Annotated in this window: 19 protein-coding genes; 14 read left to right on the plus strand and 5 right to left on the minus strand. The window is 62.9% G+C overall.

Features of this window, described 5'->3' with window-relative positions; genetic code table 11:
* The first annotated feature begins 15 nt into the window (after nt 1-15).
* The 6 genes from lptB (at nt 16) to RE432_RS02425 (ending at nt 4,838) form a co-directional block, all read left to right on the plus strand.
* Nucleotides 16-810, plus strand: coding sequence for an LPS export ABC transporter ATP-binding protein (gene lptB, locus RE432_RS02400; RefSeq protein WP_310931621.1), 795 nt, complete (start codon nt 16-18; stop codon nt 808-810).
* 211 nt (nt 811-1,021) lie between these two features.
* Entirely contained in the window at nt 1,022-1,351 is a 330-nt protein-coding gene (gene hpf, locus RE432_RS02405) for a ribosome hibernation-promoting factor, HPF/YfiA family (RefSeq protein WP_310931622.1), read from the plus strand.
* 153 nt (nt 1,352-1,504) lie between these two features.
* Nucleotides 1,505-1,960: a PTS sugar transporter subunit IIA gene (locus RE432_RS02410; RefSeq protein WP_310931623.1), complete on the plus strand. Its 456-nt coding sequence runs from the start codon at nt 1,505-1,507 to the stop codon at nt 1,958-1,960.
* A 9-nt stretch (nt 1,961-1,969) separates the two neighbouring features.
* Nucleotides 1,970-2,905, plus strand: a complete 936-nt coding sequence (gene hprK, locus RE432_RS02415) for an HPr(Ser) kinase/phosphatase (RefSeq protein WP_310931624.1) — start codon at nt 1,970-1,972, stop codon at nt 2,903-2,905.
* 38 nt (nt 2,906-2,943) lie between these two features.
* The gene (gene rapZ, locus RE432_RS02420) at nt 2,944-3,816 is read left to right on the plus strand and encodes an RNase adapter RapZ (protein WP_310931625.1); all 873 of its coding nucleotides are present in this window, start codon (nt 2,944-2,946) and stop codon (nt 3,814-3,816) included.
* On the plus strand, nt 3,813-4,838 hold the full coding sequence (locus tag RE432_RS02425; RefSeq protein ID WP_310931626.1) for a septal ring lytic transglycosylase RlpA family protein: 1,026 nt from the start codon (nt 3,813-3,815) through the stop codon (nt 4,836-4,838). Before rapZ ends, RE432_RS02425 begins: the two co-directional genes overlap by 4 nt.
* Here the strand turns inward: RE432_RS02425 and rsmI are convergent.
* Entirely contained in the window at nt 4,821-5,762 is a 942-nt protein-coding gene (gene rsmI / locus RE432_RS02430; protein ID WP_310931627.1) for a 16S rRNA (cytidine(1402)-2'-O)-methyltransferase, read from the minus strand. The genes RE432_RS02425 and rsmI overlap by 18 nt on opposite strands.
* A 38-nt stretch (nt 5,763-5,800) precedes the next feature.
* Between rsmI and RE432_RS02435 the strand changes: the two genes are divergently transcribed.
* Genes RE432_RS02435 through RE432_RS02460 form a run of 6 tightly spaced genes read left to right on the plus strand, consistent with a single transcriptional unit; the run spans nt 5,801 to nt 9,740 of the window.
* On the plus strand, nt 5,801-6,283 hold the full coding sequence (locus tag RE432_RS02435; RefSeq protein ID WP_310931628.1) for a YraN family protein: 483 nt from the start codon (nt 5,801-5,803) through the stop codon (nt 6,281-6,283).
* Between the two features lie 8 nt (nt 6,284-6,291).
* A complete protein-coding gene (locus RE432_RS02440; protein WP_310931629.1) occupies nt 6,292-6,885 on the plus strand; it encodes a phosphoheptose isomerase in 594 nt (197 codons plus the stop codon).
* Nucleotides 6,885-7,586: a BON domain-containing protein gene (locus tag RE432_RS02445; protein ID WP_310931630.1), complete on the plus strand. Its 702-nt coding sequence runs from the start codon at nt 6,885-6,887 to the stop codon at nt 7,584-7,586. Before RE432_RS02440 ends, RE432_RS02445 begins: the two co-directional genes overlap by 1 nt.
* A complete protein-coding gene (locus RE432_RS02450; RefSeq protein WP_310931631.1) occupies nt 7,583-8,077 on the plus strand; it encodes a TlpA disulfide reductase family protein in 495 nt (164 codons plus the stop codon). The genes RE432_RS02445 and RE432_RS02450 overlap by 4 nt, the downstream gene beginning before the upstream one ends.
* A 1-nt stretch (nt 8,078) precedes the next feature.
* Complete coding sequence (gene argB / locus RE432_RS02455; RefSeq protein ID WP_310931632.1) at nt 8,079-8,981, plus strand: acetylglutamate kinase; 903 nt, start codon at nt 8,079-8,081, stop codon at nt 8,979-8,981.
* Nucleotides 8,982-9,740, plus strand: coding sequence for a pyrimidine 5'-nucleotidase (locus RE432_RS02460; protein WP_310931633.1), 759 nt, complete (start codon nt 8,982-8,984; stop codon nt 9,738-9,740).
* On the opposite strand, the gene RE432_RS02465 is transcribed toward RE432_RS02460, so the two are convergent.
* From RE432_RS02465 to gpmA, 4 genes are all read right to left on the minus strand, one after another.
* On the minus strand, nt 9,670-10,449 hold the full coding sequence (locus RE432_RS02465; protein ID WP_310931634.1) for a molybdopterin-synthase adenylyltransferase MoeB: 780 nt from the start codon (nt 10,447-10,449) through the stop codon (nt 9,670-9,672). The genes RE432_RS02460 and RE432_RS02465 overlap by 71 nt on opposite strands.
* The gene (locus RE432_RS02470) at nt 10,446-11,954 is read right to left on the minus strand and encodes a S41 family peptidase (protein ID WP_310931635.1); all 1,509 of its coding nucleotides are present in this window, start codon (nt 11,952-11,954) and stop codon (nt 10,446-10,448) included. The genes RE432_RS02465 and RE432_RS02470 overlap by 4 nt, the downstream gene beginning before the upstream one ends.
* A 108-nt stretch (nt 11,955-12,062) precedes the next feature.
* Nucleotides 12,063-13,430 carry a peptidoglycan DD-metalloendopeptidase family protein gene (locus tag RE432_RS02475; RefSeq protein WP_310931636.1) on the minus strand — a complete coding sequence of 456 codons (1,368 nt, stop codon included), beginning with the start codon at nt 13,428-13,430 and terminating at the stop codon, nt 12,063-12,065.
* A 2-nt stretch (nt 13,431-13,432) separates the two neighbouring features.
* Nucleotides 13,433-14,182, minus strand: coding sequence for a 2,3-diphosphoglycerate-dependent phosphoglycerate mutase (gpmA, locus tag RE432_RS02480; RefSeq protein WP_310931637.1), 750 nt, complete (start codon nt 14,180-14,182; stop codon nt 13,433-13,435).
* A gap of 89 nt (nt 14,183-14,271) precedes the next feature.
* Here gpmA and RE432_RS02485 point away from each other — a divergent pair, with 89 nt between their 5' ends.
* Nucleotides 14,272-14,682, plus strand: a complete 411-nt coding sequence (locus RE432_RS02485) for a rhodanese-like domain-containing protein (RefSeq protein WP_310931638.1) — start codon at nt 14,272-14,274, stop codon at nt 14,680-14,682.
* A gap of 19 nt (nt 14,683-14,701) precedes the next feature.
* The gene (grxC, locus tag RE432_RS02490) at nt 14,702-14,965 is read left to right on the plus strand and encodes a glutaredoxin 3 (RefSeq protein ID WP_310931639.1); all 264 of its coding nucleotides are present in this window, start codon (nt 14,702-14,704) and stop codon (nt 14,963-14,965) included.
* The last annotated feature ends 12 nt before the right edge of the window (nt 14,966-14,977 follow it).

Genomic DNA, 14,977 nt, shown 5'->3' on the forward strand with positions numbered 1-14,977 from the left:
TGAAAACACCCATTTATGCTCTCTAGCCACAAGCCAAAGTCCGCAGCCACCCGCCCCCACAGCGCCACCCAGGGCAGCCTGCGCGCCACGGGCCTGCGCAAGACCTATGGCAAGCGCACCGTCGTGCAGGATGTGTCGCTGTCCGTCGACAGCGGCGAGGTCGTGGGCCTGCTGGGACCCAATGGCGCAGGCAAGACCACCAGCTTCTACATGATCGTCGGCATTGTGCCCACCGATGCCGGTCGCATCGAAATCGACGATACACCCATCACCAGCATGCCCATGCACAAGCGGGCACGCCTGGGGCTGTCGTACCTGCCGCAGGACGCATCGGTTTTCCGGCGCCTGACGGTGGAAGAAAACATACGGGCCGTGCTGGAGCTGCAGGTCGACGAAGGGGGAAAACCCTTAAGCTCGGCCAAAATCGGGGAAAACCTGGAATCGCTGATCGACGAGCTGCAGATTGGGCATATACGCCGCAATACCGCCATATCGCTGTCGGGCGGCGAACGCCGCCGCGTCGAGATCGCGCGCGCCCTGGCCACACACCCGCGCTTCATTCTTCTAGATGAGCCCTTCGCCGGCGTGGACCCCATTGCCGTCATCGAAATCCAGCGCATTGTGCACTTTCTGAAAAGCCGCAACATCGGCGTGCTGATCACCGACCACAACGTTCGCGAAACGCTGGGCATATGCGATCGCGCCTACATCATCAGCGAAGGCAAAGTGCTGACCAACGGCCATCCCAGCGAAATCATCGACAACGAAGCCGTCCGGAAAGTGTATCTGGGCAAGAACTTCAAAATGTAATGCCGTGGCGGGATCGCGCCGGCGGCCGTGCGCGGCCGGCCTTCCGCCGCCCCCTTGCCGCCCGTGAACCTGACAATTATTTGATCTGGCTCACTTGATTTACGCCACATAATCTATACACTGAAATCATGACGAACTTATTAAAAGGAGGAATCCCTATTACATGAGCCGCGCGTCTGCGCATCTTTTTTTCTTGCAAGGAGAGCCCAATATGAACCTGAGCATCACTGGTCGTCACCTGGAAGTAACCCCAGCCATCCGAGAATACGTCATGAACAAAATGGCACGGGTATCGCGACATTTTGATAACGTAATCGACACACAGGTCATACTCTCGATAGACCGCCTCAAGCACAATGCAGAAGTCACCATGCGATTGCGGGGCAAAGACATCCACTGCGAGGCCGTCGACGAAAATCTCTACGCAGCCATCGATCTGCTGGCCGACAAAATCGACCGCCAGGTCATCAAGTACAAAACCAAAGTACAGAACCACGCTCACGAGCCTGTGAAGCGGCAAGATCTACCCGCCGCCGAATAACACTCGCCCCGATCCCGCCATGCCCGCAGGGCCACAGCCCCTGCCTTTATGCGCATTTGGCAAATCGGCAACTGGCCTCAATCGCCCTGTGTGATTGGGGCCTTAGTTATGCTACTTTTATATGTTGGCGCCAAAGCCCATATAATGTCTCTTATGAACTTATTGTCGCGTATCTTGCCGCTGTCAAATGTTGTGCTTGATCTGGCTGTTACCAGCAAAAAGCGGGCATTTGAGCAGGCCGGCCTGCTTTTTGAAAATCACCAGGGCATTGCCCGCACCGCCGTCTTCCAAAGCCTGATCGCCCGCGAGCGCCTGGGCTCCACGGCACTGGGCCACCACGTTGCGGTTCCTCATGGCCGCATCAAAGACCTGAAAGAGCCCTGCGCCGCTTTCATCCGCCTTGAAGACCCGGTGCGTTTTGACGCGACCGACGGGCGCATGGCCAGCCTGCTGTTCATTCTGCTGGTCCCCGAAACCGCCACGCAACTCCACCTGGATCTACTGGCGGAGATCGCCCGCCTGATGTCCGACGCCAGCCTGCGGCAGGCACTCAATACGGAAACCGATCCGGCCGTCATCCACCGGCTCCTGACCAACGCGCCGGAGTAAGGGGCCGCCATGCTGACTATCCAGGAACTCGTCAGTGACAACGCCGACAAAATACCGTTCACCTGGGTAGCCGGCCTGGGCGCGGCGCACAGGCTGATTCCGGACCTGGGCATGTCGGGCGCCGACCTGGTGGGCCACCTGAACCTGATCCACCCCTCCCGCATCCAGGTTTTCGGCACCGAGGAACTTTCATACTACACGCGGTTCGACGTCAAGCGCCGCGGACATCATCTTGAAGACCTGGTCGCCGGCGGGGTCCCGGCCATCTTGCTGGCGGAAAACATGCCGGCGCCCGACGACCTGAGCGCCTTCTGCAACCAGCAGCAGATCCCCCTGCTGTCGACCCCCATAGACGCCGCGCAACTGATTGATTTATTACGCATCTACCTGGGAAAACGGCTGGCGCCCAAAACCACGGCGCACGGCGTGTTCATGGACGTCCTGGGCCTGGGCGTGCTGATTACCGGCGAATCCGGGCTGGGCAAAAGCGAACTGGCGCTCGAGCTGATTTCGCGCGGACACGGGCTGGTGGCCGACGACGCCGTCGAGCTTTCCCGCACAGCGCCCAACATGATCGAAGGCCAATGCCCGTCGCTGCTGCAGAATCTGCTGGAAGTCAGGGGGCTGGGCCTGCTCGATATCCGCACCATTTTCGGCGAAACCTCGGTACGCCGAAAAATGAAGCTCAAACTCGTTGTGCAGCTGATACGCTCCACGCCCGAAGCTTTCGAGCGCCTGCCGGTCCAGGACCAGACCGAAGAAATACTCGGCATTCCAATACGGCGCGTTATGCTGCAGGTTGCCGCCGGCCGCAACTTGGCCGTTCTGGTCGAAGCCGCCGTGCGCAATACCATTCTGACCCTGCGCGGCATCGACACCATGGGCGAGTTCATTGAACGGCAAGCCATTGCCATCATGGAAAGCAGCCGGCAGGATCCGCCGTAAAGTTTTTTAGCAGTACACATCAGCAGGACGTCTCCGCCATGCTCAAAATCGTTCTTATCACAGGGATCTCGGGTTCAGGCAAATCCGTTGCCTTACGGCTGCTCGAAGACGCCGGCTACACCTGTGTCGACAACCTTCCCGTGCGATTCCTGCACGATTTCATTGCCAGCACGCGTGAAAGCAAGCTCGAGCGCGTCGCGGTAGCCATCGATGTACGGACGCCCGGCGAACTGGCCGAACTGCCCGACGTCATCACCAGCCTGCGCGCCATGGGGACCGCCTTCCGGGTCATTTTCCTGGACGCGAACGACCACACGCTGAAACAGCGCTATTCCGAATCACGGCGCCGCCATCCGCTCACCGACCGCCTGCAGCAAGGCGGGAAATCCCCCTCGTTGCAACAATGCATAGACACCGAGCGCGAACTGCTGGCCCCCCTGCGCGAACAGGAACACGTCATCGACACGTCGGACCTTACGCCCGGCCAGCTCCGGGCCTGGGTGCGCGATCTGGTCCAGGCCGACAGGGCGCCCGTCGTGCTTACCTTTGAATCCTTCGCCTACAAGCGCGGCGTACCCGGCGATGCTGACCTGGTGTTCGACGTGCGCTGCCTGCCCAATCCGCATTACGACAGCAATCTGCGCCCCCTGACGGGGCGTGACGAGCCGGTGGCCCAATGGCTGGCCCAGTTCGGCAGCGTGGAAACCATGATCGAAGACATCGCCGGCTTCATCCGCCGCTGGCTGCCGCTCTACATGCAGGATACCCGCAACTACCTCACCGTCGCCGTCGGCTGCACGGGCGGCAAGCACCGCTCGGTCTATGTGACCGAGCAGTTGGCATTGCGATTCGCGGACCATTCGCCACTGCTGATCAGGCATCGCAACCAACCGCCGCCCGACATCCCATGACGCGTATCCGGACCCTGATCATTGCCTTGCTGAGCCTGGGCGCGCTGGTGCTGGCAGGCTGCTCGGGTCCGGGCGGCTCCGGCGGCGGCAGCCGGGGCGGGGGCTACTACAAGGACGATGGCCCGGGCAGCAACATCCCCGCCGATATCGAGGCCATCCCGAACGCCGTCCCCCGGGTAGAAACGCATGCCCGCGCCAACTTCAAGCCTTATGTCGTATTCGGCAAGCGTTATGTCCCCGTCAGCGACGAACGGCCATTTCGCCAGGAAGGCACGGCGTCCTGGTACGGACGCAAGTTTCACGGCAAGAAAACGGCCAATGGCGAAACCTACGATATGCACGCCATGACGGCCGCCCACCCCACTTTGCCGCTGCCCAGCTATGCGCGGGTCACCCGCGCATCCACGGGAAAATCAGTCATTGTGCGCATCAACGACCGCGGACCTTTCCATAGCTCGCGCATTATCGACTTGTCGTACGTGGCCGCCGCCAAGCTCGGCATCATCGGGCCCGGCAGCGGCCAGGTGATCGTCGAAGCCATCACCAACCAGGACATCCGCGACAACAACTATGAACAGCCCAAAGCCACCCCCATCCCGCCTGCGGCGGTCCCCGCGCCGCCCGTACTGACCACCCAGGCCCCGCCAGACGCGGCGCCCGCTATACCGGATGCCCTGGATGCGCTGCAGCATGACGACGGCCAGGTGATCGCCGCGGCTCCTCCTGCGCCGACCGCCAGCCCAGCCCAGGCGCCCGGCGCCACATCGGACACCATGGCCGCGCCGGGCGGGCAGGTCTATCTGCAATTCGGTGCGTTTTCGGCGCAGCAGACGGCCGATAGCCTGGCCCAGAAGCTCAATGCCCAGATCGGCGAGGTGGAAAGCCGGCCCGCCCATGTACAGGCGTCCAGCAACGTGTATCGGGTCCAGATCGGCCCTTATCCATCGCGTACGGCGGCGGTGAACGCAGCCCTGCGCATCCAGCAGGAAACCGGGCAGCAGCCCTCAATGGCCCTGCGCTGAATCCTGGCGCGCCAGCGCCAGCGCATACAGGACATCGCGCGGCAGCCCCGAGACCTTGGCCGCCACGCGCGCGGCATCGCGCACCGACATGTGCTCAAGCAAGGCATCCAGCAGCACAGACGTGCCCGGATCGATCTCCTCATGCACGGTTTCGCGCTCTGCTTCATGCACGATCAGCACAAACTCGCCCTGGGCATGATGCGCGTCCTGCGCAAGCCAATCGGCCGCCGCGCCGGCCCTGACGGTATGCACCTGCTCGAAACGCTTGGTCAGCTCGCGCGCGAAGGTCAGCATGCGCTCGGGCCCGCACACCTGCACCAGATCCTTGACGGCGGCCGCCAGGCGATGGGGCGACTCGAACATGACGATGGGCGCGGGGACGGCGCACCAGCGCTGCAGCCACTTTTGCCGGGCGCCCGCCTTGGCCGGCATGAACCCTGCAAACACGAAGGCGGGGTTCTCGTCGGACGTCACCCCGCTGGCCATGAGCGCCGTGATGACTGCGCTGGCGCCCGGGATCGCGATGACGGCATAGCCCGCGTCGCGCACCGCCCGCACAATGCGCGCGCCGGGGTCGCTGACCGCCGGCGCGCCGGCATCCGATACCAGCGCCACGCGCTCGCCGGCCGCCAGCCGGCCGACGATGGCTTGCGCCGCCGCGGCTTCGTTGTGGCGGTGGGCCGCCATCAACGGGGTGGCCACCCCCCAGGCATCCAGCAAGGCCCGGCTTGCGCGGGTATCTTCCGCGGCAATCACATCGCAGCGCGCCAGCGTCTGCCAGGCGCGCAGGCTCAGGTCGCCCAGATTGCCTATGGGCGTGGCGACCACATACAGGCACGCCGCAGGCCAATGCTGCCCGCCCACGCGCTCGGTGAGACGTTTCCATGTCGCCTGGGAGTCTGGAAAATCGGACATTTCGCTCATACTTGAACCATAGACCTTATTAAGACATGGGGTGAACCATGAAGGATGACGCCTTGCTGTACGAACTGGCCCATGCCGCCCAGCAAAAAGCGGCCCGGGCGCGGCGCCGCAAAACGCGCAGCGGCACGCCGCGCCGCCTTGCCGGCCCCATAGCGCTGTCGCCCAGCCAGAAAACCGGATACCGCGCCGAGGACCGCGCCTGCCAGTACCTGCAAGCGCGCGGCCTGATCGTGCTGGGCCGGAACCTGCGCAGCACAACAGGCGAAATCGACCTGGTGGCCAATGACGGCGGCATACTGGCCTTTATCGAGGTCCGCCATCGGCATACACGCCAATACGGCGGCGCCGCCGCCAGTGTAAACCGCCAGAAGCAACAGCGCCTGATCAGGACGGCGCACTATCTGCTGCCGCAGCTGGCCAGGCGATTTTTCGGCGGCAGGCCGCCCGCCTGCCGTTTTGATGTGGTCAGCATCGAGCCCGGCGGCCTGACATGGATACAGAACGCATTCGACATGAGATAATGCACATCATGGACATGACATCCCACATGACATCGCACTTCGATGATGCGATAGACGCCTTCAAGGCCAGTTCCCGCGAGCTGGCCCAGCCTTTGTCGACGGCCGTGGACCTGCTGTTCGGCGCGCTCGCCAACAACGGCAAAATCCTGGCCTGCGGCAACGGCGGTTCGGCCGCCGACGCCCAGCACTTCATTGCCGAACTGGTGGGCCGCTTCGAGCGCGACCGCCTGCCGCTGGCCGGCGTGGCCCTGAATACCGATACCTCCATCCTCACGGCGGTCGGCAACGATTACGGCTTCGACGCCCTCTTCGAACGGCAAGTCAACGCACTGGGGCAGCCCGGGGACGTCCTGGTGGCCATTTCCACCAGCGGGAACTCTCCCAACGTTATCCGGTCTATCGAGGCGGCGCACGACCGCGAAATGTCTGTCATCGCCCTGACCGGCAAGGGCGGCGGCCAGATTACCGGCTTGCTGAATGAAACCGACATCCATTTATGCGTTCCGCATGATCGGACCATGCGTATCCAGGAAGTGCACATCGTCCTGCTGCATGCCCTGTGCGACGGCATCGATGCCCTATTACTCGGAGATACCCTTTAATGTCTACACAGCGAAATACCCAGCGGCTATTACTGGCCGGCGTGGCCCTGGCGGGCCTGACCGCTCTTTCGGGCTGCGGCGCCCTGGTGGTGGGCGGCGCGGCGGCCACCACGGCGGCGGTTGCCACTGACCGCCGCACAGCCGGCGAACAGGTCGAAGACCAAGCCATCGAAATGAAGGCCGCGGCCGAAATGCGCAAGCTGTTCGAAGACAAAGGCCGGGTCAATACCACCTCGTACGCCGGGTTGCTGCTGCTGACGGGCGACGTCCCCACCGAGCAGGACAAGCAGAAAGCCGGCGAAGCGGCCCAAGGGGTTGAAAAAGTACAGAAAGTCGTCAACCAGATCCGGGTCGGCGACCTGACCCCGGTCAGCGTGCGCACCAACGACACCTGGCTCAGCTCCAAGGTGCGTACCGCGCTGATCAACACCAAAGAAGTACCCAGCCGCACCATCTCGGTCACCACCGAGCGCGGCATTGTCTACATGCTGGGGAAAGTCACCGATGCCGAAGGCCAACGGGCCGCCAAGGCCGCCGCCGGCGTAAGCGGGGTCAACAAAGTAGTAAAATTGTTCCAGATTGTCTCGCCCGAAAGCATTGCCGTCCCGGCCTCGCCGGCCCCCATCGACGATGCCGCATCGCCGGGCGCAGCCAGCACGACTGAATCTTCCAACGGCGTAGAAGCCCTGCCTGTGCAATGAAAAAAGTTCTTATCGGCATCGTTGCCGTGCTGGCCCTGGCAGGGGTCGGCATCTGGCAATTTGCGGGATCGGCCAAAACAGCGCCCGACGTCACCTTCACCTCACTGACCGGCGAGAAAATCACCACGCAAGACTTGCGCGGCAAGGTGGTGCTGGTCAAGTTCTGGGCCACCAGTTGCGTGACCTGCATTGCACAAATGCCGGACACCATCAAGTACTACAACGAGCTGTCGCCCAGGGGTTTCGATACCATTGCCGTCGCCATGCAGTACGACCCGGCCAACTACGTCAAGAACTACGCTGAAACGCGCCAGTTGCCCTTTACGGTCGCCATCGACGCCCAGGGCGAAATCGCCAAGGCGTTCGGCGATGTGCAACTGACCCCCACCGCCTTCCTGATCGACAAGCAAGGCCATATTATCAAGCGCTACCTTGGCAACTACGACAAGGCAGACTTCCTAAGCACCGTCAACAAGGCATTGGCCAGTTAACATGACCTCTTCCACCGACCTGCCCACCAGCTACTCCTCCACCGTGAAAGCCGACGTCCTGGCGGAAGCCTTGCCCTACATCCGCCGCTTTCACGGCAAGACCGTCGTCATCAAGTACGGCGGCAACGCCATGACCGAAGAACAGCTGCAACGCAGCTTCGCCCACGATGTCGTGCTGCTCAAGCTGGTCGGGCTGAACCCCGTCGTGGTGCACGGCGGCGGGCCCCAGATCAACGCGGCCCTGAAGCGCATCGGCAAAGAAGGCGCTTTTGTCCAGGGCATGCGCATTACCGACGCGGAAACCATGGAAGTGGTGGAGTGGGTGCTGGGCGGGCAGGTACAGCAAGACATCGTCATGATGATCAACGAAGCCGGCGGCAAGGCCGTGGGCCTGACAGGCAAGGACGGCTGCCTGATCCAGACCCGCAAGAAGCTGCTGGCCGACAAGGAAAATCCGGGCCAGTGGCTCGATATCGGTTATGTGGGCGACATCACGCGCATCGAACCCGCTGTCGTGAAGGCTCTGCAAGACGACCAATTCATTCCCGTCATCTCGTCCATAGGCTATGGCGAAGATGGCCGCGCCTACAACATCAACGCCGATGTGGTGGCCGGAAAGATGGCCGAAGTCCTGGGCGCTGAAAAACTGGTCATGATGACCAACACCCCCGGCGTGCTGGACAAGAACGGCGAACTGCTGCGCAGCCTGTCCGCACAGACCATCGACGAACTGTTCGAAGACGGCACGATTTCAGGCGGCATGCTGCCCAAGATTTCATCGGCGCTCGATGCCGCGCGCAATGGCGTCACCTCTGTCCACGTCGTCGATGGCCGCGTACCGCACTGCCTGCTGCTCGAAATCCTGACGGACCAGGGCGTGGGCACCATGATCAGCTCGCACTGAATGCGATCGCGCAGTGCCTTGGCGCCGCGCTATCCGCGGCGGCCCGCCAGCCGCGCCCAGGCAAGGCAAACCGTGTGGCTGTTCGACCTGGACAATACGCTGCACGACTGCTCCAAGGGCATCTTCAAGGCAATCGATGGGGCCATGGCCCACGCTGTCGCATCGACCCTGCAGCTTGACCCCGATACGGCCAATGCGCTGCGCAAATCCTATTGGCAACGCTACGGCGCAACCGTCATCGGCATGGTGCGCCACCACGGCGCGAATGCCCATGATTTTCTGGCCCTGAGCCATGATTTCCCGATTGCGCAACTGGTGCACTCGGAAAACGGCCTGGACCGCAAGCTCAGGCAACTGAAAGGGCGCAAGATCCTGCTGACCAACGCACCGCTGGCCTATGCGCGCGAGGTGCTTAAAACCCTGGGCATCCTGCATCATTTTGAGCATCTATGGGCCATTGATCACATGACCGCCCAGGGCCGGATGCGGCCCAAGCCGTCCGTCGCACTGATGCGGCAGGTATTGGCCCGCCTGGGGGTGCCGGCCCGCCAGGTGATACTGGTCGAAGATACCTTGCGCAACCTGAAAAGCGCCCGCCAGGTCGGCATGCGCACCGTGCACGTATTCCACCCGGGCACGCCTTTTTCAGGCATGCACAGCGGCCGCGGCCATTATGTCGACCTGCGGGTCAATTCGGTGGGCCGTCTGCTGGCGGGGCGTCACGGCCTGCGCATACTAGGCAGGCCGGATCGCGCTTGAAACGCAGGGTCTGCCACTGCATGGACAAAGCGTCCAGGCACAGCATGCGTCCCGTCAGCGTCTCGCCCATCCCCGTCAAGACCTTGATCGCCTCGGCAGCCTGGGTGCTGCCCACAATGCCCACCAGCGGCGCCAGGACGCCCGTGGTGGCGCAGCGCAGCTCTTCGACGTCGTCGGCTTCGGGAAAAAGACAGTGGTAGCAGGGCGCGTCGCCGCGGCGCAGATCAAACACACTGATCTGGCCGGCAAACCGTATGGCCGCCCCCGACACCAAGGGCTTGCGGTACTTCACGCAGGACCGGTTGACGGCATGGCGCGTGGCAAAGTTATCGCAACAGTCCAGCACCACATCAGCCAGGCTGACCTGCTCGTCCAGCGCCGGGCCATCCAGCCGGCTGACCAGGGCCTGTATGTGAATATCCGGGTTCAAGGCCTGGAGCATCCGCTTGCCTGATTCGGCCTTGGGCCAGCCCACGCGGCCGGTGGTATGCAGGATCTGGCGCTGCAGATTGCTCAGCTCCACTTCATCGTCGTCGGCCAGCACCAGATGCCCGACGCCTGAAGCGGCCAGGTAGCAGGCTGCGGGCGAGCCCAGCCCCCCGGCCCCGACAATCAGCACCCGCGCGGCCTGCAGGCGTTCCTGCCCCTCTATGCCGAATTCGTCCAGCAGTATGTGCCGGGCATAGCGCAGCAACTGTTCATCGTTCATTGCGGCGCCGGAACCACTCCGTCGGGGGTAATCCGGAAACGCTCGACGCTTGGCTCAGTGGGATTCACTGGACTTTTTTTTTCTGCTGCAGGCGTCTTGCCACCCTTGTCCGAGGACGCATCGGCCTTGGCCACCTGGCTGGGATCGCTTTTCTTGACGGGGCGCCCTTCCAGGAAGTTGATGGCCTGCTTCAGTTGATAGTCGTCATCGCCGCCGAACTCGAACATCTTGGGTTCGACCTTGGTGTCGTCCTCGTCCGGCTTGCCCTGTTCATCCTCGGCGAAATTGCCATTGATCAGGTGGCGCTGCAGATCCACCTCGCGCGGCAGGCGGAACAGATTGCCCTGCGAGGTATCGTCCACCAGGATATCGGGTTCGACCCCCGTCACCTGGATGGAGCGGCCTTTGGGCGTGTAATAACGCGCTGTCGTCAGCTTGATGCCGGTATCTTCGCTCAGCGGCAATACGCTTTGCACCGAGCCCTTGCCAAAGGTCCGGTTGCCGATGATCTTGGCGCGCCCGTGGTCCTGCAGGGCGCCGGCCACGATTTCCGAGGCCGAGGCGGAACCCACATTGACCAGCACCACCATGGGCACCGACTTGGCCCACGCAGCGACCTTGGAGGCATCTTGCGTGTCATCGCCATTGAAGTAGCCGCGCATGTAGTCGGCCGGCTTGGAGAAATATTCGCGGTTGGACGAGGGGATGCGCCCCTTGGTGGACACCACCAGCACGTCGGGCTTGAGGAAGGCCGACGACACGCCTATGGCGCCATCGAGCAGGCCGCCCGGATCGTTGCGTAAATCCAGGATCAGCGCCTTGGGCCCGCGTTCGCCCCCCAGCGATCGAAGCTGCCGGCCCAGGTCTTCCACCGTGCGTTCCTGGAACTGGGCAATCCGGACATAGGCCACATTGTTGTCCAGCATTTTGCTGCGTACGCTGCGGACCTTGATCAGGTCGCGCACAATATTCACCACAATGGGCTTTTCGTTGTCCTGGCGCTTGATGGTCAGCACAATCGCGGTTTTGGGCTCGCCGCGCATCAGCTTGATGGCCTCGTTGAGCGTCATGCCCTTGGTGGGCTTGCCGTCGATATGCGTGATCAGGTCGCCCGCCAGAATGCCGGCCCGCGCCGCGGGCGTGTCTTCGATGGGCGAAATCACTTTGGGCATGCCGTCTTCGCTGCCGATTTCGATCCCCAGCCCGCCGAAGCCGCCTTGCGTAATGGCTTCCATTTCCTTGAACGCTTCGGCATCCAGATAGGCGGAATGCGGATCAAGGTCGCTGAACAGGCCCTTGATGGCGTCGTTGACGAGTTTTTGATCGGTGACGGGCTCTACGTAGCTGCTTTTGATCGCCGCGAACACGTTGGCAAACTGTTGCAGATCCTTGAGCGGCAGGGGATCGCCCCGCTGCGCCGCCGCCGTGATGCCCAGGCTGATCAGGACGCCGCCCAGCGCGCCGACAACCACCAAACCAAAACTGCCTAACCTGCGAGTGCTCATGCACATTCCCGAAGTAGTATGTAAAGTCAATGCGCCGCCCCGCTATGGCCGGGCCGGTCTGGACCAGCCGGCGGGGGCCGCGCACCGCTACTAAATATAGTAACGAAATTACTGCCTTAACCATAGCAGGGGATTCACGGGAACACCCTGATGCCTGATTTCAAAGTATAGACCCGACTCGACCTGACCGCCCGTTGCGCCGACCGTTGCGATAGTGTCGCCCGCGATCACGATATCGCCGACGCGCTTGAGCAAACTCTGATTGTACGCATACACGCTCAGGTATTTGGCGCCGTGGTCGATGATCATGATGTTGCCGAATCCGGCCAGCCAATTGGCGTACACCACACGGCCGGGGGCAATGGCCTTGATGGCGCTGCCCTCGGGCGCGCGCAACACAATGCCGCGCCACAGGCCGCCGTCAGGCCGTTCCGCGCCAAAACGCCCCAGGACGTCATTGCTGCGCACCGGGTAGGGCGCCCCCTTGCTCAAGCCGCTGAAGCCGCCAGCGGGCTCGCTGCGGGCCGGCTGGCGGGCTGCCTGGGCGGCGGCCTCTTCCTGGGCGCGGGCCTGTTCCCGGGCCCGCTCTACCTGCAGGCGAGCCCGCTCGGCGGCCTGCTGGTCGCGCTCGCGCCGGGCTTTTTCCTGCGCCGCCTGCGCGGCCAGGGCAGCCTGACGCGCCTCTTCGGCCCGCCGGGCGGCTTCCGCTCGGCGTTTTTCCTCGGCGATCCGCGCCTCTTCGCGCTGCTTGGCAATGGCCGCTTCAAGGCCTGTGATCAGCTCACCCAGATGCTCATCGTTCCGCTTCAGGCGCGTGGCCTGGCTGCGCTGCTCCTTCAGGTCGGACTCGATGCGGCTCAGCACCTGCTGCCGATCCGCCTTTTGCGCTTCCAGCGATTTTTTCTCTTCCGCGGTGTCCTGCGCCAATTGGGCCAGTTCCTTCTGGCGCGCCTCTGACTGGGCCTGCAGCGCGGCCAGGGTCTCAAGCGCCTGGCGAACGGCGCGCACCGCATCGGCCTGGGCCTGCGTGATGTACCCCAGATAGCTCAGGTCGCGCCCGATCTCCTGGGGGTTGTCGCCTGACAGGAGCGCCGTCCAGGGCGAGAGGCCGCCGGCGTATTGGGCGCGCAGCTGCTCGCCCAGCTCGGACTGGCGCAAGCCCAGTTGCTCCTTCTGCTTGCCGGTCCGCGCCTCGATGTCCCGCAACTCGAGCTCTGCCTGCTTTTGCCGCTCGGCCAGCTCGGCCAGACGGCGGTTGCTGGCCGAAATGGCGGATTCGGATGCCTTGAGCTGGTGGGCGGCATCGCGCCGCGCCGACTCGCGGCGGTCGATCTCCGCCTGCAAGGTCTCGATGCGCGCGCGCAATTCAGCCTGCTGCCGCCGGGCGTCCGCCTGCTTTTGCGTCAGTGCCGGTTCGGCGGCGCAGGCCAGCCCCGCCCATAGAGCCAGCGCAATACAGCCGAACGCACGACGCATGCTTATTTCCTTGCCTTGCCCTGATTGGCCACCGCCGCCATCGCCGCTTCGATCTCGGCCGGATCGCCAAGATAGTAATGACGAATGGGACGCAGATCGTCATCGAGCTCGTACACCAGCGGCTGACCCGTGGGTATGTTCAGATGCACGATATCGTCGTCGGAGATGCCATCCAGATGCTTAATCAGGGCCCGAAGGCTATTGCCGTGCGCCGAGACCAGCACCCGCCGGCCCGCGCGCATGGCCGGCGCGATGGACTCGTTCCAGAACGGCAGCACGCGCTCGACGGTGTCTTTCAGGCATTCCGTGGCGGGAAGCTTGTCGGCCGCGATCTTGGCGTAGCGGCGGTCGAAACGGGGGTGGCGCGGGTCGTCCAGGTCGAGCGGATCAGGCGCGATCGCATAGGCGCGCCGCCAGATCAGGACCTGCTCGTCGCCGAACTTCTGGGCCGTCTCGGCTTTGTTCAGCCCCTGCAAGGCGCCATAGTGGCGCTCGTTCAAGCGCCAGCTGAGCCCGGTGGGGGTATGCATGGCGTCCATGGCGTCCAGCGCGATCCAGAGCGTGCGGATGGCGCGCTTGAGCACCGAGGAATAAGCCAGGTCGAACTCGAAGCCCTTTTCCTTGAGCAGTTCGCCGGCCTGACGGGCCTGCTGGCGCCCGGTATCGGTCAGGTCGACGTCCGTCCAGCCCGTAAAGCGGTTTTCAAGATTCCACTGGCTTTCGCCGTGGCGCATCAGAACAAGTTTATGCATGATAAAAATCACCCAAAAGTTGAAATTCTCTGTCCATTTTATAATCCACGAATTCTGTCTTTTTTCCAAAGGCACTTTCAGGATACAACGTGGACTTTTTTTCAGACCAGAACAACCTCATTTTCATATTCGTCGCCATTGCGTCCGGCGTCATGCTGATGCTGCCCAACCTGCTGAAGGGGGGCGCCAAGACGGTCAGCGTGCAGCAAGCCGTGCAACTGGCCAACCAGCAGCAGGGACTGTTCCTGGACATCCGCAGCAGCGAATCGTTCAAAACCGGCAGCATACCCCAGGCGCGCAATCTGCCGGCCGCCGATCTTCAGGCTAAACTGGGATCTTTACCCAAAGACAAGCCGATTATCGTCGTATGCGACCGCGGCCGCGACTCGGCGCGCGTTGCAGGCAATCTGCGCAAGCAGGGCTATGATCAGGCAGTCTGCCTGGACGGCGGCCTGAACAGCTGGGTGCAAGGCGGCATGCCGCTGTCCAGGAAACACTGATCTTTCAGCAAGGAAACCCATGGCTACCGTAACCATGTACTGCACCGCCGTGTGTCCGTACTGCGTCCGCGCCGAAATGCTGCTCAAGCAGCGCGGCGTGGCCGACATCCAGAAAATCCGCATAGACCAGGACCCCGGCCAGCGTGCCATCATGATGGAGCGTACCGGCCGGCGCACGGTGCCGCAGATCTACATAGGCCAGACCCACGTCGGCGGCTATGACGATCTGGCCGCACTGGATCGCGCCGATGGCCTGATGCCTTTGCTCAACGCCGAAGCCTGAAACGCTTCCACC

This window comes from Pusillimonas sp. SM2304 (assembly GCF_031628915.1).
Classification (GTDB): Bacteria; Pseudomonadota; Gammaproteobacteria; order Burkholderiales; family Burkholderiaceae_B; genus Pusillimonas_C.

Bases quoted from the DNA above. Each gene is read 5' to 3' on its own strand.
- lptB (WP_310931621.1), top strand. From the start codon at position 16: ATGCTCTCTAGCCACAAGCCAAAGTCCGCAGCCACCCGCCCCCACAGC.
- hpf (WP_310931622.1), top strand. From the start codon at position 1,022: ATGAACCTGAGCATCACTGGTCGTCACCTGGAAGTAACCCCAGCCATC.
- RE432_RS02410 (WP_310931623.1), top strand. From the start codon at position 1,505: ATGAACTTATTGTCGCGTATCTTGCCGCTGTCAAATGTTGTGCTTGAT.
- hprK (WP_310931624.1), top strand. From the start codon at position 1,970: ATGCTGACTATCCAGGAACTCGTCAGTGACAACGCCGACAAAATACCG.
- rapZ (WP_310931625.1), top strand. From the start codon at position 2,944: ATGCTCAAAATCGTTCTTATCACAGGGATCTCGGGTTCAGGCAAATCC.
- RE432_RS02425 (WP_310931626.1), top strand. From the start codon at position 3,813: ATGACGCGTATCCGGACCCTGATCATTGCCTTGCTGAGCCTGGGCGCG.
- rsmI (WP_310931627.1), bottom strand. From the start codon at position 5,762: ATGAGCGAAATGTCCGATTTTCCAGACTCCCAGGCGACATGGAAACGT.
- RE432_RS02435 (WP_310931628.1), top strand. From the start codon at position 5,801: ATGAAGGATGACGCCTTGCTGTACGAACTGGCCCATGCCGCCCAGCAA.
- RE432_RS02440 (WP_310931629.1), top strand. From the start codon at position 6,292: ATGGACATGACATCCCACATGACATCGCACTTCGATGATGCGATAGAC.
- RE432_RS02445 (WP_310931630.1), top strand. From the start codon at position 6,885: ATGTCTACACAGCGAAATACCCAGCGGCTATTACTGGCCGGCGTGGCC.
- RE432_RS02450 (WP_310931631.1), top strand. From the start codon at position 7,583: ATGAAAAAAGTTCTTATCGGCATCGTTGCCGTGCTGGCCCTGGCAGGG.
- argB (WP_310931632.1), top strand. From the start codon at position 8,079: ATGACCTCTTCCACCGACCTGCCCACCAGCTACTCCTCCACCGTGAAA.
- RE432_RS02460 (WP_310931633.1), top strand. From the start codon at position 8,982: ATGCGATCGCGCAGTGCCTTGGCGCCGCGCTATCCGCGGCGGCCCGCC.
- RE432_RS02465 (WP_310931634.1), bottom strand. From the start codon at position 10,449: ATGAACGATGAACAGTTGCTGCGCTATGCCCGGCACATACTGCTGGAC.
- RE432_RS02470 (WP_310931635.1), bottom strand. From the start codon at position 11,954: ATGAGCACTCGCAGGTTAGGCAGTTTTGGTTTGGTGGTTGTCGGCGCG.
- RE432_RS02475 (WP_310931636.1), bottom strand. From the start codon at position 13,430: ATGCGTCGTGCGTTCGGCTGTATTGCGCTGGCTCTATGGGCGGGGCTG.
- gpmA (WP_310931637.1), bottom strand. From the start codon at position 14,182: ATGCATAAACTTGTTCTGATGCGCCACGGCGAAAGCCAGTGGAATCTT.
- grxC (WP_310931639.1), top strand. From the start codon at position 14,702: ATGGCTACCGTAACCATGTACTGCACCGCCGTGTGTCCGTACTGCGTC.